This is a genomic window from Mesorhizobium waitakense (assembly GCF_056431085.1).
Genome location: NZ_JBWKME010000013.1, coordinates 189,877 through 212,241, shown reverse-complemented (window position 1 = coordinate 212,241; position 22,365 = coordinate 189,877). Strand labels below are relative to the sequence as shown.

Sequence of the window (22,365 nt, the reverse complement as noted above, 5' to 3'; positions counted from 1 at the left end):
CCCAACGTCAACTTGTGTAACGCGCCCGCAACATCGCCGGTGATCCGGATTCGGGCTGTTCGATCCCCACCGAAGCCCCTATCTTCGCCCCTTGTCAAAGAGACTTCGAAATCGGAATCGATCCTCAAACGAGCGGAATGGCGGCATGGCGGTAGAGGCATCGAGCAACGATCTGGTTCAGGTGGTGGCGCTGCTTGCAGCCGGCGTTGTCGCCGTTCCCATCTTCAAGCGCATGGGCCTCGGTTCGATTCTCGGCTATCTGGCCGCTGGTGTGGTGATCGGCCCGTTTGGCCTGCGCGTCTTTTCCGAATCGGAAGCCATCCTTCATGTCGCTGAGCTCGGCGTGGTGATGTTCCTGTTCATCATCGGACTGGAAATGCAGCCGTCGCGGCTATGGGGCTTGCGCCGCGAGATATTTGGCCTCGGTGCACTGCAGGTCGGCGTCTGCGCGGTCTTGCTGACCGCTGTTGGCGTGGCGGGAGGGTTTCCGATCTCGCAATCCTTCGTCGCCGGCGCCGGCTTCGTGCTGACCTCGACGGCGATCGTCATGCAGCTTCTGGAGGAACGCGGCGAAATCGCCGAGCCGAAAGGCCAGCGCATCGTCTCGGTGCTGCTGCTCGAGGACCTCGCCATCGTGCCGCTGCTGGCCCTGATCGCATTCCTGGCGCCCGGCGGCGCCGACACCAGCCTGGCGGAGCGCTTCACCGAGATAGGCATCGGCCTTGCCGCGATTGTCGGACTGGTGCTGGCTGGACGCTATCTGCTCAATCCGTTCTTCCGCATCCTGGCGGATGCCCGTGCCCGCGAGGTGATGACGGCTGCCGCCCTTCTGGTCGTCCTCGGATCGGCGCTCGCCATGCAGCTCAGCGGCCTGTCGATGGCGATGGGTGCATTCCTGGCCGGCGTGCTGCTGTCGGAATCGACCTTCCGGCATCAGCTCGAAGCCGACATCGAACCCTTTCGCGGCATCCTGCTCGGCCTGTTCTTCCTTGCCGTCGGCATGTCGCTCGACCTGCATGTGGTGGTCGCGAACTGGCGGCTGGTTGCCATCTATGTCGTCGCCTACATGGTGATGAAGGCGCTCGGCATCTACATCGTCGCGCGGGTCCTGAAAACCCGCCATCGCGAAGCGTTGGAGCGTGCGGTCTTCATGGCGCAAGGCGGCGAATTCGCCTTCGTCCTTTATTCGGCCGCCGCCGCGGTCGGCATCATCGACAACCGGGCCAACGCGACGCTGACGGCGATCGTCATCATCTCGATGGTGCTGACGCCGCTGGCGATCATCGCCTTGCGGTATCTCACACCGCGCGACGAGCAGTCGCTCGACGGGGTCGAGATTGCCGATGGCCTGACCGGCAGCGTGCTGATCATCGGCTTCGGCCGCTTCGGCCAGATCGCCAGTCAGCCGCTGCTCCTGCGCGGCATCGATGTCTCGATCATCGACAACGATGTCGAAATGATCCAGGCGGCGGCCGATTTCGGCTTCAAGGTCTATTATGGCGATGGCACGCGGCTGGACATCCTGCATGCGGCCGGGGCTGGCCGCGCGCGCGCCGTGCTGATCTGCGTCGACAAGCCGGATGTGGCCGTTCGCATCGCCCAGCTGATCAAGGCCGAATTTCCACTGCTCACTGTGCTCGCCCGGGCTTTCGACCGCGGCACGGCGCTGCAGCTCATTCGTGCCGGCGTCGACTTCCAGCTGCGCGAAACCTTCGAATCGGCGTTGGTTTTCGGCGGCTCGGCGCTGGAATCGCTCGGCGTCGATCCCGAAGACGTGGCAGAGGTGATCGAAGATGTGCGGCGCCGCGATACCGCCCGTTTCGAAACCCAGCTCGCCGAAGGTGTTCGCGCCGGACAACGCTTCCTGAGGGGCAATATCGGCACGCCCATTCCCACGCCCCTCACTCAGCCGCGCCGTACCGGGCAGGCACTCAATGAAGAGACGGCCGGTGTTTTGCACAAATCCGAACCCGCGGATTGAACAAGGAATTTTGAATGGAATTGGATAGCAGAGCCCTGTCGGTCACCAAATTCTGGCGCGACGCCGGCGAAGATGCATGGTTCGAGAAGAACGAGGCTTTCGATGCCGACTTCCGCAACCGCTTTCTCGATCTCCACTATGCCGCGGCGCGGCGTGAATGCGACGACTGGTCGGCACACGCCGAAGGCTCGCTGGCGCTGATGATCCTGCTCGACCAGTTTCCGCGGAACTGCTTTCGCGGCACCGGCCATATGTGCGCGACCGATCCGCTGGCGAAGCATTTTGCTCAAAAGGCCGTCGCGGCCGGCCATGATCTGGCACTGGAGCCTGAAGTCCGCGTGTTCCTGTATTTACCGTTCGAGCATTCGGAAAACCTTGTCGACCAGGAGGTATCGGTCGAGCTGCACAAGGCCAAAGCCGAGTTCAACCTGAAATATGCGCTCGAGCACCGCGACATCATCCGGAATTTTGGCCGTTTTCCGCACCGAAACAGTATGCTTGGCCGCGAGACCACACCCCAGGAGCAGGCGTTCCTGGATGGCGGCGGCTTCTCCGGTTAGAAGGTCCTGCTGTCGCCCCGCCCGGGCATCAGACCAGCCACCAATCCCGGCCGGACGGCAATCGCTCGATACCGGAAGTGTCGACCGCGACCAGCCGGTCCGCGACGCTGCGGCCACCGACAACCAGGCCCGGCGCGATCTCCGCCAGCGGCGCCAGCACGAAGGCGCGCTCCAGCATGCGCGGATGCGGCACTTCCAGTCCGGTCTCGTGAATGACGCGGTCGCCGAACACCAGAATGTCGATGTCGATCAGCCGCGGTCCCCAGCGCTCCTCGCGCACCCGCTTCAGTCTGCGCTCGGCATCCAGACAGAGGTGGAGCAAGGCGCGCGGCACCAGTCCGGTGGAAATTTCGGCAGCCGCATTGAGAAAATCCGGCTGATCGAGCTTGCCCCAGGGCGGTGTGCGATAGAGCGAAGAGACGCCGGTGACGCGCGTATCTGTGTCGGCATCCAGCATGCGCAGCGCCGCGCCCATCGATTTCGCCGGGTCGCCAAGATTGCCGCCAAGGCTGAGATAGACCGTGCTATTCGGGCCAGACAACGGTCACCTCGACGTAATCGATCACACCGGGGACCGGAGCGTTTGGCTTGCGCACCGTGATCTCGGCTTTTTTGATCTGCGGAAAACGCGCTGTCAGTGCACGGGCGACCTCGAGTGCCAGGGATTCGATCAGAAAGCGGCGCTGTCCTGTGATGATCTTTTCGATCTCCGTGAAAGCGATACCGTAGTTGACCGTGTCCTCGATGGAATCATCGACAAGCGCCCGGCCGGGATCGACGGTGAGAGCGGCATCGACATAGAAGCGCTGGCCGAGCCTTTCCTCCTCGTCCAGCACGCCGTGCCGGGCAAAGAACGCGCAATTCTTCATGCGGATGACATACATCGCTCAGTTTCTCGCCTGGTCGCTTTGACGCGCCAACATAGCATCTGCGAGCGCCAGCGCGTCCACGTTGAATGCGACATCATGGACGCGAAACAGATCGGCGCCCTTGAGCCGCAGGATGACGCTGGTCGCCGCCGTTCCGACACCCCTGCCAGCCGCGTCGCGGCCGGTTACGGTGCCGATGAAGCGCTTGCGCGAGGTACCGGCCATCAGCGGCAAGCCAAGTGCACTGAGCTCGGAAAAGCGCGCCATCAGATCGAGATTTTCCTCCGCCGTCTCCTTGGCGAAGCCGAATCCGGGATCGAGCACGATATGGTCGTCGGCGATGCCATGCTGGCGGGCGATTTCCAGCGATTTTCGCAGGAACGCCAACTGATCGGCAATCACGTCCGGCAGCTTCTCGCGGCCCCGCCCGGTATGCATGATGACAAGCCCGGCGCCGGTGTCGGCGGCGACGCGGGCAATGTCGGGCTCGCGCTGCAACCCCCAGACATCGTTGACGATGTGTGCGCCGGCGGCGACCGCGAGCCGGGCGGTGTCGGCGCGGTAGGTATCGACCGAAATCAGCACCCCGCCGGCGCTCGCCAGCGCTTCGATCACCGGCAGGATGCGGGCCTGTTCGTCGCTCGCCGATATCGCGGCGGCGCCCGGGCGGGTCGATTCCCCGCCGACATCGACGACCAGTGCCCCTTCCCCCATCATGCGCCGTGCCTGGGCCAACGCCTGTTCGGGGGCGTCGAACAGTCCGCCGTCGGAAAAGCTGTCGGGGGTGACATTGAGGATGCCGACGACCACGGCTTTGCCGCCAAGGTCGAGATGGCATCCATGCGCCAACTGCCATCGCCTAGCCGTCATTTGCTCAGCAACCATGGGCTCATCAACCAAGAGGCTCATCAACGATGTGTGATCCGCTGCGGATCAATTCCGTTGCGCTGGCAACGGCCGTAAAGCAAGGTGGTCGAAGAGGCAACATGATGAACCGATCCATGCTTGGCGTGAAACCATCCCTGCTCTGCGCGCTGCTGCTTGCCGCCACTGCCGGTCCGGCCGGTGCGGCCAATCTCGTCAAGACGTACAGCTATTTCGCCATTGGCGGCAGCACCCTCGACGACATCGAGGCACAACTCTCCAAACGCGGGCCGGAGGTGAAAAGCACGGGCACGCGGCACCCGGGCGCCACCCAGATGGCCTTCACCACCCGCATCAGCTATGCCAAGACTTCGAACTCCTGCCGGATCGCCGACGCGGTTGTGACCGTCAAGGTGAAGGTGATCCTTCCCGAATGGCGCCGCCCGCGCAAGGCCGATGCCGATGTCAGGCTGTTCTGGGACACGCTGGCCGCCGACATCAGACGCCATGAAGAGCGCCATGTCGAGATTGCCAAGAACCATGGCCGGGAACTCGAAGAGGACCTGAAAGCCACCTACCCGCAAAGGAATTGCGACGCTGCCAAGGCCGAGGCCGCCGAAATCACCGCGGCAGTTCTGGCCAGGCATGACCGTGCGCAGCTGCAGTTCGACCGTGTCGAAAGCGTCAATTTCGAAAGCCGAATCCTGAGGCTGCTGCGCTATCGCATCGAACGCATCGAGAGGGGTCAGCTGCCACCGGCCTGACTCGAAAACCCGCGGCGCCGGCGAAAGCCAAATCCACCGAAGCGTAGTGCCAGCCTCGAAAAACTTTCGGGCGCCTGTCGAAATCGGCCTATTACGGAACGACATATAGCAGGGCTCGCCAGGCGCGGGCTTCAAAACGCCAATGCGATCAAAACGGTCAAAGAGACCGGAACGGCCGGACAGTGTCGGTCAATCGCAAGCTTACGGATGAACGATCATGGATCAGGCTGTCGACAAGCCAACGATGGTGGAAGCCGGCGTGCCACTGAGCGAAACCGAAAAGAACGCCATCATCGCCGGCGTGCTCCTGTCAATGCTGCTGGCGGCCCTCGATCAGACCATCGTGGCGCCTGCCATGCCGACCATCGGGCATGCGCTCGGCCATGCGCAATACCTGCCATGGATCGTCACCGGTTATCTCCTGACCGCGACCGCCATGGCGCCGCTCTATGGCAAGATTTCCGACGTCTATGGCCGCCGGCCGACCGTTTATGCGGCGATCCTGATCTTTCTCCTGGGATCGCTGGTCAGCGCCATGGCCCCCAACATGTTTGTGCTGGTTGTCGGACGGGCGATCCAGGGCGCTGGCGGCGGCGGCCTGTTCACCTTGACGCAGACCGTCATCGGCGATCTCGTTCCGCCACGCGAGCGGGCGCGCTACGCCGCCTGGATCTCCGGCACCTGGGCGGTCGCCAGCATCGCCGGGCCGCTGCTCGGCGGCACTTTCGCTGAACATCTGCACTGGTCGCTGATTTTCTGGATCAACATCCCGCTCGGCCTGCTGGCCATGGCGATCATCAACAAACCGCTCAAGAAGCTGCCGATCGCCGCAAAGCGGCATCGCATCGACGGGCTGGGGGCGCTGCTGCTTGTCGTGGCCACGGCATTGCTGCTGCTGGCGTTGAACTGGGGCGGCAGCGAATATCCATGGCTGTCGGGCGAAATTGTCGGGCTGCTGGCTGCGTCGGGGGTGTTCTGGGTTGCTTTCGCACTGCGTCTGCTGCGCGCGGCTGAACCGCTCATCTCACTTGAAGTGCTGAGCAATCCGATCGTGCTCGCCGGCACCTCGTCGATGTTCCTCCTGCAGGCCGCCAACATAGGCCTGGCGGTCTATCTGCCTGTCTATCTGCAGTCGATCGTCGGCCTCTCGGTCAGCGAGTCGGGCCTGGCAATGCTGGGCCTGCTGCTTGGTACCGTGGCCGGCGCCACGTTCAGTGGACGGGCAATACCACGCTTCGTCCACTACAAGCGGATCGCGATGGTGGGTGTGCTCTTTTCCATCCTATGCCTCGGCCTGCTCGCCCTGGTCGCCGGACACGCTTCGCTGCTGGTTGTCGAGATCCTGACGATCTGCATCGGCCTGGGCAGCGGAACCACCTTCCCGGTCACCACCGTATCGGTCCAGAATGCCGTCGACCGTCCGCACCTCGGCGTCGTGACCGGCGTGCTCACCTTCCTGCGTTCGCTGGGCAGCGCGCTCGGCGTCGCGATGCTCGGCGCTGTCGCCCTCGGCTACGGCCTGCCGCTTGCCGGTGAAGGCACGCTGGCCGTCGGACAGGTTATATCAGCCGCGCCCTTCGTGATGATCTTCCTTGTCGCCGCGGCGACGCTGCTGATGGCGCTGATCACCCTCGGCCTGATGCCGGAGAAACCGCTTCGCGGCCAGGCAGAGCATACGCCGGTCATGGCGGAATAGCGGCTCAGTCGACGACGCCGAGCTTCTTCTGCAGGCTGGTCGACGAGGTCGTGTACTGGAACACGATGCGCTCGCCGGGGCTGATGGTGCGCTTGGCTGCCTGCGCCATCAGCGCCACCTCGTGGAAGCCCGACAGGATCAGCTTCAGCTTGCCGGGATACCAGTTGATGTCACCGACCGCGAAGATGCCGGGCACCGATGTCTGGAACTTCTCGGTATCGACCGGAATGAGATTCTCGTGGAGATTGAGCCCCCACTCCGCGATCGGCCCGAGCTTCATGGTCAGGCCGAAGAACGGCAGCATGCGCGTGCAAGGCACTTCGACATCGCCGTCAGGTCCCTTGATAACAGCCGATGAGAGCTGGCCGTCGGCGCCGGTCAGTCCGGTCACTTGCCCGACCTGGAAATCCAGCTGCTTCATCTCCTGCATGGCATACATTTTGTTGACGCTGTCGGGTGCGGCGCGGAATTCGGGCCGCCGGTGCACCAGCGTCACGCTCTTGGCCACCGGCTGCAGGTTGAGCGTCCAGTCGAGCGCCGAATCGCCGCCGCCGACAATGACAAGGTCGTGGCCGCGAAAATCTTCCATCCTGCGTACCGAATAGAAGACGCTCTTGCCTTCATAGGGTTCGATGCCCGGGATCGGCGGCCGCTTGGGCTGGAAGGAACCGCCGCCGGCGGCAATCACCACGACCTTGGCCTCGAACACCTCATTCTCGTCGGTGGTGACACGAAAGCTGCCGTCCTCCAGCTTTTCCAGGCTCGAAACCATGCGGTTGTACGTGAAGTCAGGCTTGAACGGCGCGATCTGCTCGAGCAGTTTGTCGACCAGTCCCTGCGCCGAGATCGAAGGCCATCCTGGAATGTCGTAGATCGGCTTTTCCGGATAGAGTTCCGCGCATTGGCCGCCCGGCCGGTCGAGGATGTCGATCAGGTGGCACTTCATGTCGAACAGACCGAGTTCGAACACGGCAAACAGGCCGACCGGCCCTGCCCCGACAATGAGGACGTCTGTCTTGGTGATGTCGGTCATGCGGTGTGCCTCGCTGCGGAACCCGAGCGACACTGCATGAGCAATCCGCCGCTGCCAAGCAGCTGCCGGCAAAAATCGGTGTCTCAGCCCTGGCGGGCCGGCACCCGCACGACCAGACCGTCAAGCGCGTCGCGCACCTTGATCTGGCACGACAGCCGCGAGTTCGGCTGAACGTCGTAGGCGAAGTCCAGCATATCCTCTTCCATCGCTTCCGGCTCGCCGACTTGCGCCGTCCATGCCTCGTCGACATAGACATGGCAGGTCGCGCAGGCGCAGGCGCCGCCGCATTCCGCCTCGATCCCCGGCACCGCGTTGCGGATCGCGTTCTCCATGACCGTCGAGCCGTTTTCGGCGTCCATGTCGAATTGTGTGCCGTCATGGGCGATGAAAGTCAGCTTTGTCATTTGTCACCTGAAGGGAGTCTCAGCCGAGATAATCACTCCGGCTGACAAGTCAACTGCGCGCGAAAGCGCCGCTCGGTGACGTTTTTCCGCAAACCGGGTTCAGCGACTGATGGCGGCGATGAAATCGCGCACTTCGTCGATCAGCGCGCCAAGCCGACCGAGCGTCTGGTTGTCTTCCGGCCGGTGCTCGATCTCGGTGGCGCAATCGGCGATGGCAAAGGCACCGACACCGCGTGCCGAACCCTTGAGCCCATGCGCCAGCAGAAGCCGGTCCTTGATGTCGGCATCGACTATTTTCTCGCGCACCGACAGGGCCTGTTGTACAAACAGCGCCAGCACCTCTTGCTCGAGGCTGCGGTCGCCCATGGTCTGGCGGGCAAGGTGTGCCAAATCGACCGGCCGTGACCGCCTAGGTCCGGATACGTCGCCCCCGGGCATTGAGAAGGCAATGCCGCTTTCGCCACGCATGAACTCGAACTCCGTTTCTTCGATCGCCCGAAAAACTAGGCGATTCCAGTGGACAACGGGTTAATGAGTGGCCTGGAATAATGTTGCGAAAGCGGCGCCGAAATCACGTCTCCGTTAACCTTATATTTAAAGTTTTACGTATCTGGCGGAATGCATGTTTTCTTTACCCCCCTGTGTCATTACGATACGAGGGGTCCATTTTCAGCCTCCTGCGCGGGGTACGATAAAAACATAATCATAAGCCCGCGGCAGCTAGTACAGGGTAGAAGGCATGGCAAAGAAAACAACGACGACGAGAACTCTCGACAACGATGTAGCCAGGGAACTGGAAAAGGCGCTTGATCTAGACCTCAGCAGCGATGCCAGCGACGGCGACCTCGACATCGCGGCTTCGATGGAAGATCTGGAAGCGCAGATATCGCAGGCTGCCGACGAACTGGCGCGCGAGGGACGCAACGACAGGCCGGCGCCAGCAGTCAATCAGAGCCAGACCGCGCGCAGTGAGGCCGCGAAACCCGCGCCCCAGCCCAAGCCCGCCGAGTTGCGCCCCGTCGAAACACGCAATGGTGCCCAGCCCGCCGGTTTCGCGCCGGCCAACGACGATCGCCAGAAGGACTACAAGACGCTTCTGCACAGCCTCAACAGGCGTGCCTCGAACACCATTTACTGGGTCGTCGCCTTCGTCTCGCTCGCCTGGTTCGCCGGTGCAGGCGGTCTGGCCAACCTCCTATTCGGACCGAGCATCTGGAGAATCCGCACGCTCGACCAGTTTCTTGCCCGTCCCGAACTGATCGGTCTGGCGGTTGCGGCGATTGTGCCCGTCATCCTGTTCTGGGCCTTCGCGGCGATGATCCGCCGCGCCCAGGAAATGCGCATTGCCGCCCAGTCGATGACCGAAGTGGCCTTCCGCCTGACCGAGCCGGAAAACCTTGCCCAGGATCGCGTCATGATGATCGGCCAGGCCGTTCGTCGCGAGGTGGCCGCCATGGGCGAAGGCATCGAGCGCACGCTTGCCCGCGCCGTCGAACTGGAAACGCTGGTCCACAGCGAAGTCAACCAGATCGAGCGCTCCTATTCGGAGAATGAGTCCCGCATCCGTTCGCTGGTCGACGGGCTCGGCAGCGAGCGTGAAGCCGTCGTCAGCCATGCCGAGCGCGTCCGCGCCTCGATCACCGGCGCGCATGAGACGCTGAAGGACGAGATCGGCGCCGCCTCCGACATCATCCGCGACAGCATCCTCAATGCGTCTACCAAACTCTCGATGACGATCACCAATTCCGGCGACACGCTCATCGACCGCATCAATGAAAGCTCGTTGTCGATCTTCGATTCGGTGGAAGGCCGGCTCGATACGATCACCGACAAGCTGTCGACCTCGGGCGAGGCCTTCGCCAGCCTTCTCGACACCCGCATAGCCAAACTGACCGACACCACCGACGGCCTGACACGGTCGTTGACTGATCTCCTCGACGATCGCACCACCGGCATGGTGTCTCTGCTCGGCGGTGCCGCGCGCACCCTCAATTCCGAATTCGAGGCCAGCCTCAACGGCATCGAGCGGACGCTCGCAGAACGCGGCCAGGCGCTGATCAGCGAGTTCCAGACCCGCGCCGAGGCGCTGGACACCGGAACGCAGAAGCTCAACGCGGCGCTTGAGGCCCGCGCCCGCCAGATCAACGAGACGCTGGTCGAGCGTGCCCGCGAAATCGCGCACACCTTTGCCGAGAGCAAGGACACGCTGTCGGCGATGATCGATCAGGGCAAGACCCAGATCGGCGCCGATATGGCCGACATCGTCACCTCGACCTCCTCCATGCTCGAAGCCCGCGCCAGCGACTTCGCCGGCCGTATGGAAGCCGCGCGTCATGTCGTATCGCGTTCGTTCGATAGCGACATTCAGCGGCTTGCCGACGCCCGCGCAGGAATCGAGGAAGCCGTCGAAAACCACAGCCGCAAGCTTTCGGAAAGCCGCGATCGCATGGCCGAGGCCATGCAGGCCGACCTGGCGAAGTTCGACGAAGGCCGGGCCAGCATCGATGCCGCGGTGACCAACCAGGTGCAGAAGCTGGCCGAAGGCCGCAGCCTGATCGCGCGCGCCCTCGAGGAGGATCTGCGCAAGGTCAACGAATCGCGGGCGGCCATCGATGCGTCGCTCGGCGGCCATCTTGAAAGGCTGGAAGAAGGCCGCAACAGACTCTCTGCTGCCTTGAACGAAGACTCCGGGAAACTGGTACAAGCTCGTACAATCATTGATGAAATGGTTGCTGGACACGTCGGCAAGCTGGCCGAGGGCCGCAGCATCCTGTCGCGCGCGTTGGAAGCCGATCTCGGCAAATTGTCCGACAGCCGCGCCAGCATCGACGGTCTCGTCGCCGGCCAGGTCGAGAAGATCGCCGAGGGTCGCGCCGTGCTCGCCAAGGCACTGGAAAACGACATCAGCGGCATCAAGAGCCTGATCGAAGCCCATTCCGCCAAGCTGGCGGACGACCGCACGCAGCTTTCCCAGTCGCTCGACAACGATCTGTCCAGCATACGCGGCCTGATCGACAGCCATGCGGGACGGCTGGTCGAGGATCGCAGCCTGCTGTCGCAGACGCTCGAGGCCGACCTTGCCAAGTTGGCCGAAAGCAGATCGAGCATCGATGGCCTGGTTGCCGGCCAGGTCGAGAAGCTCGCCGAAGGCCGCGACATTCTCAAGCGGGCGCTGGAATCCGATCTGAACACGATCAAGGGCGTCATTGCCAGCCAGTCGGAAAGGCTCGCCGAGGATCGCGGGCAGCTTTCGCGGGTGCTGGAAGCCGACCTGCAGAATGTGAACAGCGTCATCGCCGACCACATGAACAAGCTCGTTCAGGATCGTTCGACCTTGTCGAAGGCGCTTGAAGATGACCTCGCCAAGCTGGCGGAGAGCCGCTCCAGCATAGACGGGCTGGTCGCCGGTCAGGTCGAGAAGTTGTCGGAAGGCCGCAACATCCTGCGGCGTGCGCTGGAGGCCGATCTCAATGCGATCCAGAGCACCGTTGCCGACCAGTCGCAGAAACTGGTCGATGACCGGGCACAGTTCGCCCGGGCACTCGAGGCTGATCTCGAAAGCGTCAACGGCCTGGTCAACAGCCATTCCGATAGGCTCGTCCAGGATCGTTCGACGTTGTCGAAGGCACTCGAGGCTGACCTCGAAAACGTCAACGGCCTGGTCAACAGCCATGCGGACAGGCTTGTCGGGGAGCGCTCGACCCTGTCGAAGGCGCTCGAAGACGATCTCGCCAAGCTGGCCGAAAGCCGTTCCAGCATCGACGGGCTGGTTGCCGGTCAAGTCGAGAAGTTGTCGCAAGGCCGCGATATCCTGCGCCGCGCGCTGGAAGCCGACCTCAATACGATCAAGGGCACCGTTGCCGACCATTCGCAGAAACTGGTCGATGACCGGGCACAATTCGCCCGGGCACTCGAGGCTGATCTCGAAAACGTCAGCGGCCTGGTCAACAGCCACGCGGACAGACTTGTCGGGGAGCGCTCGACCCTGTCGAAGGCGCTCGAAGACGATCTCGCCAAGCTGGCGGAAAGTCGCTCCAGCATCGACGGTCTGGTCGCCGGCCAGGTCGAGAAGCTCGCCGAAGGCCGCGATATCCTCAAGCGTGCGCTGGAAGCCGACCTGCAGAAGCTTTCCGCAAGCCGCGGCGATATCGACGACATCATCACCGGACATGTCGGCAAGCTGTCGGAAGGCCGCAACATGCTGGCCCGCGCGCTGGAAGACGATCTCGGCAAACTCGCCGAATCCCGCCAGGACGTCGACCGCTCGCTGTCGGGCCATATCGACCAGATCGCCGCCAGGAGCACCGATATCTCCGCGGCGATCGCTGCCGATGTCGAAAAGATCGAGCAGGCGTTCAGCCGCCAGACCGGCGTCATCGAAGAGCGCGCCGGCACCATGGAGCGTGCGCTCTCGACAGGCGTCGACAATGTCCGAGCCGTGCTCGAGAAGAGTGCGGTCTTCGTTGCCGGCGCGTTGCGCGAAAAGGTCCTCGAAGTCACCAGCTCGCTGCATGAGCAGGCCGGTGCTGCGTTCAGTGATGCCGACCGCAAGATCGCCGAGCGCGCCGAGCAGACCTCGGCCGCCCTGCTGGCGAGGGCCGAAGACATCGCCCGCACCTTCGAGGAAGCAGATCGTCGCCTCAACGCCCGTGCGGAAGACACGTCGAACGCCTTGCTTGCCCGCGCGGATGACACGTCCAGCTCGCTGCTGGCCCGCGCCCATGAAACCGCTGACCAGCTGGCCGCTCGTGCAAGCGAGATCGCCGGGACCTTCGACATGGCGGACCAGAAGATCGCCGCCCGCGCCCAGGAGACCGCCGATCAGCTTACCGCCCGGGCCCAGGACACCGCCAACCATCTGGTCGCCCGTGCAAGCGAGATTGCCGGCGCGTTCGATGCGGCAGACCAGAAATTGGTCGCTCGCGCCGTCGAAACCGCACAGTCGCTGGCTGCCCGCGCCGGCGACATCCTGCGCAACTTCGAAGGCGCCGATCAGCGGCTCGGTGTGCGTATCGGCGAATCGGCCGAGGCGCTTGCCGCACGCGCATCGGATCTCGGCCGTATCTTCGATGCCGCCGACCAGCAATTGGTCTCGCGCATCGCCGAAGGTTCGGAAGCGCTGTCGAGCCGTGCCTCCGAAATCGGCCGCATCTTCGACGACGCCGATCAGCGTCTGGTGTCACGAATCGCCAACAGCTCGTCGACGATCGGCGAGCATGCCGCGACCATCGTCGGCGCCTTTGCCGACACCGAGCAGAAGGTCGCCGAACGTGCAAGGCAGACCGGTCAGGAAATGGCCGTGCATGCCCGCGAAATCGAACAGGCGCTCGCCGGCGCCGACGAGCGGCTCGCATCGAGCGCGGCGGCCGCGGCCGCCCGAGTCGAAGAGCAGGTCTCGGGCGTCGAGAACCGCCTCGCCTACACGGCCGAGACGATGGGCCAGAAGCTCAACGAGCAGGTGGCGAATGCCGAGGCGCAACTGGTCTCGCGCGCCAATGTGATCGCCGAGACCTTCACCGCGGTTGGCCAGCATATCGGCCAGAGCACCAATGATGCCGCCAAAACGATCGGCGCCAACACACGCGAGCTCAACACCATGCTCGCGGCACGTTCGGCCGAAATGTCGAAAATCCTCGACGAAACCGCGCGGCCGCTCGTCGAGCGCTTCGCCCAGGGCGGCTCGGAACTGCAAAAGAGCATGGAAGAGGTCACCGAACGCGCCACCGAGAAGCTGCGCAGTGAGAATGCAGCACTGGTCAACGCGCTCGCCAGCCGCACCGCCGAAACGCTGTCGGCGGTCGAAGGCGCCCGCTCGTCGCTGTCCGACAGTGTCGCCGACCTCATTGGCCGCATGACCAACTCCAGCTCGCAGCTCGGTCAGTTGATCGAGCAGGCCGCGGTCAATCTCGGCCAGGTCGACGAACGCCTGAGCGGCAGCACGCAAAGCTTCGCCGCCACCACGGAGAAAGCCGCGCAGACCTTCGCCAGCTCGGCGCGGCTGGTCGATTCGAACACGACAAGGCTGACAGAACTTTCGTCGGCGACCTTGCGCGAGGTCGCTTCGATCGCCACCAAGTTCGACGAACACAGCCGCTTGCTGGCCAGCGCCTCGGACCTGCTGAGCTCGGCCCAGAGCAACCTCGAGCACACGCTCGAAAGGCAGTCGTCGCTCGAGGATCTCGCCGTCGGCCTGGTCAAGAAGTCGGAAGATCTCGAAAGGGTCATGCGCTCGTTCGAGAATCTCGTCGGCCAGACGCTGCAGAACGCCGAGGGCAAGACGATGGAGTCGGCCGACAAGATCCGCAACGCCATCACCGATGTCGTCGATTCGGCAACCAAGCGCTTCGCCGATGCGACCGAGGAGATACGGCGCACCGCGGGCTCGATCAAGAGCGAACTCGACCTGACCCGCGCCGAGCTCAAGAAGGGCGTCATCGAGATGCCGGAAGAGGCAAAGGAATCGACCTCGGCCATCCGCCGCGCCGTTTCCGAGCAGATCAACGCCTTGAAAGAGCTTTCGGAGATCGTTGCGAAGTCCGGTCGCGGCGGCGGCGATGCCGCCGAGCAACGCAATCTTCGCCCGGCACCGCAAGCGCCGGCCGCACGCCCCGCCGAGCCACCACGGCGTGCACCACCGGCACAGCAGCCGGAGCTGCGCACACCCCAGGCGCCGTTGGGCGGCGCTCCACTGCGCGGCACGCTCGACCTGGAGCGTCCGGCCGAGGCGGCACCGCGCCCGCGTGTTGAAGCCGGCGCCCGTACACCACAGGGCGGCTGGGTGCGCGATCTCCTGACCGGGGCATCGCGCGAAGAGGACGCCAGGCCGGCAACGCCCGCGGAAGCACCGCGTGCGGCTCCTGCCCAGCGCTCACCGCTGCATGTCGTGGAATCGCTGAACTCGCTCTCCGTCGACATCGCGCGGGCCATCGACCACGATGCTTCGATTGAACTGTGGAACCGCTACCGGCGTGGCGAGCGTGACGTGTTCACGCGGCGGCTCTACACGCTGAAGGGCCAGCAGACGTTCGACGAGATCCGTCGCAAGTATCAGGCGGAGGCCGAGTTCCGCACCGCCGTTGACCGCTACTGCGACGATTTCGAGAAGCTGCTCAAGGATGTCTCGCGCAGCGACCGCGACAACATCATGGCGCAGACGTACCTGACATCGGACACCGGCAAGGTCTACACCATGCTGGCCCACGCCAGCGGTCGCCTGCATTAGGGGCGGGACAGCAAAACAGAAAGGGCGACCTGCCCTTTCTGTTTGAAGCCAATCCTGAAAAGATCGTTTGGAATGTCGCCAATCTCGCGATTTGGTTGGATGCCAGCGCTGTGGATTGAGGTCGGGATTTCGTGGCAATGCAGACAATTCGTGGTGATCTGCTTCAGCTTGCACTCGACGGAAGGTTCGAAGCCATCGTGCACGGATGCAACTGCCAGTGCAAAATGGGCAAGGGAATTGCTCATTCGATAAAGCAGCGTTTCCCGAGGCTGAGGCCGCGGACTGCGCAATACAGAAGGGCGACCCAGCCAAGCTGGGAAGCCTATCCGTTGCTGAGATCAGGCGAGAGGGCGGCACGTTCCATGTCATTAATGGCTACACGCAGTTCCATTGGCAGGGAACAGGCCTGAAGGCAGACTACGAAGCAATCCGGAAAGTCATGCAGTTCGTCAAAGCCAAATTCAAAGGCAAGAGGATCGGTTACCCGAAAATTGGCGCAGGGCTGGCTGGAGGTGATTGGGAAACGATAGCCTCAATCATCGAGGACGAACTCGCCGATGAAGATCACACCCTTGTCGAATACGTCGGCTGAACCGTTTCGGCTGACCGGATCATCGCCATTTGACCCACTTCAGATCACAGAATCCGTCCAACGCACGATCTGCTTGGCGGTATCTCCAAACGCGCTGTCGAGCGCCCTGACATAGGCAGGATTGCCGCTGCCTGAAACGGGCGCCGATGCGGTGAAGCTCTTGGAGGCACGCACCTCGCCATTGCGGTCGTTCAATATCCGCACGAACAGGTCGACCTCGGCGTGCTCGCCGCCGTCGACGCGGACTTCGAAAGACCGGACCTCGACAATTACCTGGTAGTCGATCGCCAGGCCCTCGCCCGGCTTGCCGACGCCGGCAAAGCTGCCGGAACGCTGGAAGGTCTCGGCCAGCCGCGCCTGCACGATCAGCGGCAGCCGGTCGGCCCATTGCGCACCCTTGAGATACTGGATCGAGCGATCCGAGGGCTTGATGACGATGTTCTGGCTGTCCAGCGCCTTGAGAGCCGACGGCTGCGCGATCAGGATTTGTCGGCGGCTGTGGCCATGTGCGTCGACCGAAGGCGCCGACAGCTCGAACGTATCGAGCGGCGCGGGCTTGCCGCCCAACACAGCGCAGCCTGCCAGCGTCAAGGCAAGCAGTGCCGCAGCCGATGTCAATCCGCCCGTTCTCACCCACACAGACTTCACGCGCGATCACCGTTGTCCCCGGATCGTAAGATCAACCCGCTTTCTTGGCTCATGTTCTTGGGGCGTGCCGAAGCCGAAGTCAACGCCGCGCCCTGCCATCGAATTGCCGGACCTCGCCATCGCCACCCGAAAGGATGCGCTGCGGATTGCGGCTGAGATCCGTTACGGCTTCCTCGATGCGACTGATCGAACGGCGGCTGTCCTGCACCAGCGCCTCGACATTCGAAAGCCCCTGGCCCGAAAAGCGCGCCAGATTGTCGGTAATGACGCCCAGGCGGGAATTCAAAGTGTCGGCAACCTGCTTGAACGACTTCAGAGTATCCCTGGCGTCGGCCATCACGCCGTCGGCCTGCCCCGATCCGAGCAAGGTGTCGACCTTGGCGAGGATGCCGTCGACACGCACCGAGGCATCGTTGAGCCGCTGCGCGAGTTGTTTGGCATCCTTGATCGTCTGGTCGATGTCGTCGGCCCGGTTGGCGAACTTGTCGGTCACCTTAGCGATGTCGGCGGCGGCCTTGTCGGCGTTTTCGCTGGCTTTCTGGATGTTGGCCAGTGCGGAGCGCACCTGCGCCGGATCGATGCCATCGAGCACGCCGTCGACCTTGGCCAGCGTGCCTTGCGTCTTCTTGGCGAAATCGTTGACGGACCCGACCGCGGTGTCGACATTCTTGATCACGCCGTCGAGCTGCGTCGACGTTTCCTTGAGATTCGCGGTTGCCGTATCGACGTTGGCGACGATGCTCTTGATCTTGTCTTTGTCGACGGCATTCAGCAGGCCTTCGGCTGCTTTCAGCGTGCCGTCGAGCTTGCCGGAAACGCCTTTCAGCTCGTCGGAGAGCGCACTGACGCTGGACAGGAACTTGTCGATGCCGTCCGAATTCTTGGCCAGCGCATCGGAGAAGGTCTGCGCGTTCTTGACGGTTTGCGTCAGCGGCCCGCGCACATCCTTGGTGAAGCCTTCAAGCTCAGAAAGCACCTTGTCGGCGCGGGAGAAGATGTTCTGTGCCGTCTGCAGCAGGTTGGTCACCGCCGATGGGTTGGCGACGATCTCGGCGACCTTGCCTTCCTTCTCGGCCTGGTCGAGGAGCTTTACTTCCTTGGGGTCAGCGCCCTTGAGTTCGATATTGGCCTGTCCGGTGAGGCCGGCGAGGCCGATATCGGCCTGCGTCGACTTGGTGATCGGTGTCAGGCGATCGATCTCGGTGTCGGCGATGGCGACGGTCGGATTGTCGACATCGATATAGACGCGCCTGACATCACCGACCTTGACGCCGTTGAACAGCACGAAGCTGCCTCGGCCAAGCCCGGAAGCCGAGCCCGGAATACGCACGCGCAGCAACGTGGTCTCGCCCTTGTCGCCGATCGCCGCCGTCCAGTAGACGAAGGCAAACGCCGCCAGGATCGCGGCCAGCGTGAAAATGCCGACAATAACGTAGTTGGCTCTGGTTTCCATTGTCCCACTTATGGCTATGCGCGCGCCTCAAGATCAAGTTGCCGGGCGCGTTTTCCGCGGAAATAGGATTTTACCCACGGCTCCTCGCTCTTCAGCATGTCGTCAATGGTGCCTTCGACCAGCACTCTCTTCTTGCCGAGCACGGCCACGCGATCGCAAGCGGTGAAAAGCGTGTCGAGATCGTGCGTCACCATATAAACGGTCAGATCCATCGTATCGCGCAGCTTGACGACCAGTTCGTCGAACTCCGCCGCGCTGATCGGATCGAGGCCGGATGTCGGCTCGTCAAGGAAGACGATGTCGGGGTCGAGGGCCAGCGCACGTGCCAGCGCCGCCCGCTTGATCATGCCTCCGGAAAGTTCGGACGGAAATTTCTGCGCCGCGTCCGGCGGCAGCCCGACCAGCTCGACCTTGAGCATCGCCAGTTCGTCCATCAGCTTTCGCGGCAGGTCGAGATATTCGCGCATCGGCACCTGGACGTTTTCCAGCACTGTCAGTGCCGAAAAAAGGGCGCCGTGCTGAAACAGCACGCCAAGCCGCATGTCGACGCGCAAACGCTCCACGTCGCTCGCTTTCTCGACATCGACGCCGAACAGCTTGATCGTGCCCGACTGTTTGCGCGTCAGCCCAAGAATGGTGCGCAGCAGAACGGATTTGCCGGCGCCCGAGGCACCGACAAAGCCAAGGATCTCGCCGCGCCGGATATCGAGCGACAGCTTGTCGAGTATGAGCTTGTCGGCGAACGAGACTGTGATGTTGTGCGCAGAGAGCACAATGTCGCCCTCGCCCGTTTCGTCCGCGATCGCGACCGCTTTTTTTCTGCTCAGCAGCGCCATCTCAGAACTCGATCGCTGCGTAGAAGATGGCGAAAAGCCCGTCGAGGATGATGACGACGAAGATCGACTTAACCACCGAGGCGGTCACGTGCTGGCCGAGCGATTCGGCGCTGCCGCCGACCTTCATGCCTTCGACCGAGGCAATCGTGCCGATGATCATGGCCATGAACGGCGCCTTGATCAAGCCGGCGAAAATGGTGCTGAGATCGATGGCGACGCGCAGCCGGTCGATGAAGGCAGCAGGCGCGATATCGGAGTACAGCCATGCCGCGACGATGCCGCCACCGAGTGCCGCGAAATTGGCAATGATGGTGAGGCACGGCAAGGCGATGACCAGCGCCACGAGGCGGGGAAAGACCAGCACGCCGATCGGGTTGAGGCCGATGACCTTCAGCGCGTCGACTTCCTCGCGCATCTTCATCGAGCCGATCTCGGCAGTGATCGCGCTGCCGGAGCGGCCGGCGATCATGATCGCCGTCATCAGCACGCCGAGCTCGCGAAGGATCAGCACGCCGACCAGGTCGACGACGAAGATATCGGCGCCGAAATAGCTGAGCTGATAGGCACCCTGCTGGGCAACGATGGCGCCGACGATCGCCGACATCAGCACCACCACCGGAATGGCGCCGACGCCCATGCGGTCGATCTGGTTGAAGATCGCCGCCGGGTTGACGGCATGGCCACGGCCGAGCTTCATCTGCGCGCCGCGGATGGTGGCGCCGAGGATGTTCATCGAGGCGAGGAAGTCGTCGCGCATCTCGTAGACGCGCCGGCCGACCGCCTCCAGCGCGCGAATGATGATGTTGGGTGGCCGCGCCGGACCGGATTCGGGTTCGCGCCGGACGGCCTCGCCCACCGCATCGAGCAGGATGTTGGCAATCTCGCTCTGGCCTTGCATGCTGATCTTGACGCCCTTCTTCTCGAAGGTACTGACCAGCCGGTCGATCAGCCAGGCGCCGGCGGTATCCATCTTCTCGATGTTGGAAAGATCGAGCGCCAAGGTCTTGAAACCACTTCGCTTCTCGATCTTGCGCATGTCGGCGTCGATCAGCGCGACGGTCCGTGTCGTCCAGATTCCCGAGAAGACGCAGCCGAGAACGCCGTCCTCCTCGCCGATCGCCACGCGCGGTTCGTGGTCAGCCTCCCCCGCGGTCGTGCCGCTTGCGTCGCGCTTGCCGATGGTCAACATGGCGTCCTGTTTAGCCTGACGGAACAAAGCTGTCGATTTGCCGACTCGCCCGTTGTTGCATAGCCGGAGCAGAAAAATATGGCGCGTGTCATTTCGGTTGAGGCAGAACGTTTCCCGATCGCCGGAACCTTCACCATTTCACGCGGTTCCAAGACCGAAGCCGAGGTCATCACTTGCACGATCAGCGAAGACGGCCACGCTGGCCGTGGCGAATGCGTTCCCTACAGGCGCTATGGCGAGACCATGGATGGTGTCCATGAGGCGATCGAATCCATGCGAGAGCGGATCGCCGCCGGCATCAGCCGGAGCGCCCTGCTCGACGCCATGCCGGCCGGAGCTGCCCGCAACGCTATCGACTGCGCTTTGTGGGATCTGGAAGCAAAGATCGGCGGAATGCCAGTGGCTGCTGCCATTGGCGCTGTATCGTTAAGGTCACTTGAAACGGCCTACACGCTGTCGTTGGGTGAACCGGAGGCGATGGCGGCGCAGGCGCGTGCCAATGCGGCGCGGCCGCTGCTCAAAGTGAAGATCGGCGGCGACAACGACGTCGCCCGCATCCGCGCCGTCAGGCAAGCCGCACCCGACAGCCGCATCATCCTCGACGCCAACGAGGGCTGGACCGACGACAACATCGCCGCGAACCTTGCCTTCGCCGCCGGGCAGGGCATCGCGCTGATTGAACAGCCGCTGCCGGCCGGCAAAGACGAGATCCTGCGCCATATCGCGCACCCCGTGCCGATCTGCGCCGATGAAAGCGTGCATGAAGCTGAGAACCTCGAAGCGCTGGTCGGCCTCTACGATGCCGTCAACATCAAGCTCGATAAATCGGGCGGGCTGACAGCGGCGTTGGTGCTGCGCGATCGCGCCCGCGAACTCGGTTTCGGCGTGATGGTCGGCTGCATGGTCGGCACGTCGCTGGCGATGGCGCCGGCGGTATTGCTCGCCCAGGATGCCGATTTCGTCGACCTCGACGGTCCGCTCCTGCTTGCCCGCGACCGTGTGCCCGGCCTTGTCTACCAGGGATCGCTGGTGTCACCGCCTGATACGGCGCTGTGGGGCTGAGCGCGCCGCAAGTCCGATCAGCACCAGTCCGATCAAGGCGATCGGGATCATGGCAAAAAAGCCGTCGACGCCGAAGCGGTGGTAAAGCGGGCCGGACGCCAGCGTCACCACCGCCATGAAGAAGCCGTTGGAGAAATAGGCGATGCCTTGCGCAGCACCTGTCCGCTCTTCGGAAACCGTTTCGCCGATCATCTTCTGCAGGCCGATCAGCACCAGCGCCACTGAGACCGAATGCAGCGTCTGGACGCCGAAAAATCCGGCAACGCCGAGGCCGAGCGGCCACACAAGCGGAAAGGCGATCCAGCGCACGATCGCCCCGATACCCGCCATCACCATGATCGAGACAACGGAGAACGAGCTGAAATAGCGGGTGAACATCATGAACATGCAAACTTCCGCGACCACGCCCCATGCCCACAAAAGGCCGACAACCGAATCGCTGAGGCCGATCGATTTCCAGTAGATGGAGACGAAGCCGTAAAGGAATGCGTGGCTGGCGGTGATGACGCCGACACCGATCGAAAAATACAGGAAATATGGGTTGAGAAGCTTTGGCGCCACGTGCTGGATGTCGGTCGCCGACAGCGGCGAGGCGCGTCGCGGACGGCCGAGACGCGGCGCCAGCAAGCCGGCAGCAAGGGCCGCGGCAAGTGAAACGAAGATGATCACCGGAACGGCCCCGGAGCCGGTTGCCGACAGGATGAAGCCACCGGCGACATTGGCGAACAGGTAGGAGATCGAGCCCCATTTTCGCATGCTCGTATAGTTCGAGCCAAACCGCCGCACACCCGAAAGTGCCAGCGAGTCTGCGATCGGCGAATGCGGCGTCCAGACGATGGTCAGCGCCAGCGACACCGCCAGCACCATGGCGTAGCTCGGGGTCAGGAAATAACCGGCCGACAGCAGCAGTGACGCCGCCACCAGCGCGACATAGATATCGGCGCGGTCCCTGGCCCTGTCGGCAAGTGCGGTCAGCAACGGCGTCGTCACCACGCGCAGGAACATCGGCGCCGCCAGAATGACGGCGATCTGCTCGGGATGGAAACCCTTGGCCTCCAGCCACAGCGGGAAATAGGGCACATGCGTTCCGAGCGGCACGAACAGCGTCGCGAAGATCAGGCTCATGCGCAGTTCGAAATGGCGCGGCTTGACGAGTTGTTCGGGCGAAAGCGGCGGCAGCGACATGAATCGA

Annotated in this window: 18 protein-coding genes; 7 read left to right on the top strand and 11 right to left on the bottom strand. The window is 63.2% G+C overall.

Annotated features, from left to right (window positions below):
* Positions 1-145 precede the first annotated feature (145 nt).
* Both AC07FD_RS02275 and AC07FD_RS02270 read left to right on the top strand, forming a co-directional pair.
* Positions 146-1,981 (top strand): monovalent cation:proton antiporter-2 (CPA2) family protein, encoded by a 1,836-nt coding sequence (locus AC07FD_RS02275; protein ID WP_477415809.1) that lies wholly within the window; start codon positions 146-148, stop codon positions 1,979-1,981.
* Between the two features lie 14 nt (positions 1,982-1,995).
* On the top strand, positions 1,996-2,541 hold the full coding sequence (locus AC07FD_RS02270; RefSeq protein ID WP_478348466.1) for a DUF924 family protein: 546 nt from the start codon (positions 1,996-1,998) through the stop codon (positions 2,539-2,541).
* A gap of 28 nt (positions 2,542-2,569) precedes the next feature.
* Here AC07FD_RS02270 and folK read toward each other — a convergent pair whose 3' ends face one another.
* From folK to folP, 3 genes are read right to left on the bottom strand one after another with little or no spacing between them, the layout of a single operon-like run.
* Complete coding sequence (folK, locus tag AC07FD_RS02265) at positions 2,570-3,082, bottom strand: 2-amino-4-hydroxy-6-hydroxymethyldihydropteridine diphosphokinase (RefSeq protein WP_478348465.1); 513 nt, start codon at positions 3,080-3,082, stop codon at positions 2,570-2,572.
* Positions 3,066-3,425, bottom strand: coding sequence for a dihydroneopterin aldolase (gene folB / locus AC07FD_RS02260; protein WP_095085091.1), 360 nt, complete (start codon positions 3,423-3,425; stop codon positions 3,066-3,068). The genes folK and folB overlap by 17 nt, the downstream gene beginning before the upstream one ends.
* 3 nt (positions 3,426-3,428) lie before the next feature.
* Positions 3,429-4,280 (bottom strand): dihydropteroate synthase, encoded by an 852-nt coding sequence (gene folP, locus AC07FD_RS02255; RefSeq protein WP_478348496.1) that lies wholly within the window; start codon positions 4,278-4,280, stop codon positions 3,429-3,431.
* 119 nt (positions 4,281-4,399) lie between these two features.
* Between folP and AC07FD_RS02250 the strand changes: the two genes are divergently transcribed.
* Together AC07FD_RS02250 and AC07FD_RS02245 are read left to right on the top strand one after the other, a co-directional pair.
* The gene (locus tag AC07FD_RS02250) at positions 4,400-5,038 is read left to right on the top strand and encodes a DUF922 domain-containing Zn-dependent protease (RefSeq protein WP_478348464.1); all 639 of its coding nucleotides are present in this window, start codon (positions 4,400-4,402) and stop codon (positions 5,036-5,038) included.
* 217 nt (positions 5,039-5,255) lie between these two features.
* Entirely contained in the window at positions 5,256-6,734 is a 1,479-nt protein-coding gene (locus tag AC07FD_RS02245) for an MDR family MFS transporter (protein WP_478348463.1), read from the top strand.
* Between the two features lie 4 nt (positions 6,735-6,738).
* Here the strand turns inward: AC07FD_RS02245 and AC07FD_RS02240 are convergent, their stop codons facing one another.
* The 3 genes from AC07FD_RS02240 to AC07FD_RS02230 form a co-directional block, all read right to left on the bottom strand.
* Positions 6,739-7,767: an NAD(P)/FAD-dependent oxidoreductase gene (locus AC07FD_RS02240; protein WP_478348462.1), complete on the bottom strand. Its 1,029-nt coding sequence runs from the start codon at positions 7,765-7,767 to the stop codon at positions 6,739-6,741.
* 83 nt (positions 7,768-7,850) lie between these two features.
* A complete protein-coding gene (locus AC07FD_RS02235; RefSeq protein ID WP_095085095.1) occupies positions 7,851-8,171 on the bottom strand; it encodes a 2Fe-2S iron-sulfur cluster-binding protein in 321 nt (106 codons plus the stop codon).
* A 99-nt stretch (positions 8,172-8,270) separates the two neighbouring features.
* On the bottom strand, positions 8,271-8,639 hold the full coding sequence (locus AC07FD_RS02230) for an Hpt domain-containing protein (RefSeq protein WP_457150771.1): 369 nt from the start codon (positions 8,637-8,639) through the stop codon (positions 8,271-8,273).
* Positions 8,640-8,910: 271 nt separating this feature from the next.
* Between AC07FD_RS02230 and AC07FD_RS02225 the strand changes: the two genes are divergently transcribed.
* Together AC07FD_RS02225 and AC07FD_RS02220 are read left to right on the top strand one after the other, a co-directional pair.
* On the top strand, positions 8,911-15,393 hold the full coding sequence (locus AC07FD_RS02225) for a kinesin (RefSeq protein ID WP_478348461.1): 6,483 nt from the start codon (positions 8,911-8,913) through the stop codon (positions 15,391-15,393).
* A gap of 205 nt (positions 15,394-15,598) precedes the next feature.
* Positions 15,599-15,985, top strand: coding sequence for a macro domain-containing protein (locus AC07FD_RS02220; RefSeq protein ID WP_478348460.1), 387 nt, complete (start codon positions 15,599-15,601; stop codon positions 15,983-15,985).
* 39 nt (positions 15,986-16,024) lie between these two features.
* Here AC07FD_RS02220 and AC07FD_RS02215 read toward each other — a convergent pair whose 3' ends face one another.
* The 4 genes from AC07FD_RS02215 to AC07FD_RS02200 all read right to left on the bottom strand — a co-directional run bounded on the left by AC07FD_RS02215 (position 16,025) and on the right by AC07FD_RS02200 (position 20,111).
* Positions 16,025-16,603, bottom strand: a complete 579-nt coding sequence (locus AC07FD_RS02215; RefSeq protein ID WP_478348459.1) for an ABC-type transport auxiliary lipoprotein family protein — start codon at positions 16,601-16,603, stop codon at positions 16,025-16,027.
* Positions 16,604-16,712: 109 nt separating this feature from the next.
* Positions 16,713-18,086, bottom strand: a complete 1,374-nt coding sequence (locus AC07FD_RS02210) for an MlaD family protein (RefSeq protein ID WP_478348458.1) — start codon at positions 18,084-18,086, stop codon at positions 16,713-16,715.
* A gap of 14 nt (positions 18,087-18,100) precedes the next feature.
* Positions 18,101-18,922, bottom strand: a complete 822-nt coding sequence (locus AC07FD_RS02205) for an ABC transporter ATP-binding protein (protein ID WP_478348457.1) — start codon at positions 18,920-18,922, stop codon at positions 18,101-18,103.
* Position 18,923: 1 nt separating this feature from the next.
* Entirely contained in the window at positions 18,924-20,111 is a 1,188-nt protein-coding gene (locus AC07FD_RS02200) for an MlaE family ABC transporter permease (protein WP_478348456.1), read from the bottom strand.
* Positions 20,112-20,189: 78 nt separating this feature from the next.
* On the opposite strand from AC07FD_RS02200, the gene dgcA reads away from it, so the two are divergent.
* Entirely contained in the window at positions 20,190-21,173 is a 984-nt protein-coding gene (gene dgcA / locus AC07FD_RS02195; protein WP_478348455.1) for an N-acetyl-D-Glu racemase DgcA, read from the top strand.
* Here the strand turns inward: dgcA and AC07FD_RS02190 are convergent.
* Complete coding sequence (locus tag AC07FD_RS02190) at positions 21,144-22,358, bottom strand: MFS transporter (protein ID WP_478348454.1); 1,215 nt, start codon at positions 22,356-22,358, stop codon at positions 21,144-21,146. The genes dgcA and AC07FD_RS02190 overlap by 30 nt on opposite strands.
* Positions 22,359-22,365 lie beyond the last annotated feature (7 nt).

Coding starts and splice junctions, on each gene's coding strand:
- AC07FD_RS02275 (WP_477415809.1), top strand. CDS start 146: ATGGCGGTAGAGGCATCGAGCAACGATCTGGTTCAGGTGGTGGCGCTG.
- AC07FD_RS02270 (WP_478348466.1), top strand. CDS start 1,996: ATGGAATTGGATAGCAGAGCCCTGTCGGTCACCAAATTCTGGCGCGAC.
- folB (WP_095085091.1), bottom strand. CDS start 3,425: ATGTATGTCATCCGCATGAAGAATTGCGCGTTCTTTGCCCGGCACGGC.
- folP (WP_478348496.1), bottom strand. CDS start 4,280: ATGACGGCTAGGCGATGGCAGTTGGCGCATGGATGCCATCTCGACCTT.
- AC07FD_RS02250 (WP_478348464.1), top strand. CDS start 4,400: ATGAACCGATCCATGCTTGGCGTGAAACCATCCCTGCTCTGCGCGCTG.
- AC07FD_RS02245 (WP_478348463.1), top strand. CDS start 5,256: ATGGATCAGGCTGTCGACAAGCCAACGATGGTGGAAGCCGGCGTGCCA.
- AC07FD_RS02240 (WP_478348462.1), bottom strand. CDS start 7,767: ATGACCGACATCACCAAGACAGACGTCCTCATTGTCGGGGCAGGGCCG.
- AC07FD_RS02235 (WP_095085095.1), bottom strand. CDS start 8,171: ATGACAAAGCTGACTTTCATCGCCCATGACGGCACACAATTCGACATG.
- AC07FD_RS02230 (WP_457150771.1), bottom strand. CDS start 8,639: ATGCGTGGCGAAAGCGGCATTGCCTTCTCAATGCCCGGGGGCGACGTA.
- AC07FD_RS02225 (WP_478348461.1), top strand. CDS start 8,911: ATGGCAAAGAAAACAACGACGACGAGAACTCTCGACAACGATGTAGCC.
- AC07FD_RS02220 (WP_478348460.1), top strand. CDS start 15,599: ATGCAACTGCCAGTGCAAAATGGGCAAGGGAATTGCTCATTCGATAAA.
- AC07FD_RS02210 (WP_478348458.1), bottom strand. CDS start 18,086: ATGGAAACCAGAGCCAACTACGTTATTGTCGGCATTTTCACGCTGGCC.
- AC07FD_RS02205 (WP_478348457.1), bottom strand. CDS start 18,922: ATGGCGCTGCTGAGCAGAAAAAAAGCGGTCGCGATCGCGGACGAAACG.
- AC07FD_RS02200 (WP_478348456.1), bottom strand. CDS start 20,111: ATGTTGACCATCGGCAAGCGCGACGCAAGCGGCACGACCGCGGGGGAG.
- dgcA (WP_478348455.1), top strand. CDS start 20,190: ATGGCGCGTGTCATTTCGGTTGAGGCAGAACGTTTCCCGATCGCCGGA.
- AC07FD_RS02190 (WP_478348454.1), bottom strand. CDS start 22,358: ATGTCGCTGCCGCCGCTTTCGCCCGAACAACTCGTCAAGCCGCGCCAT.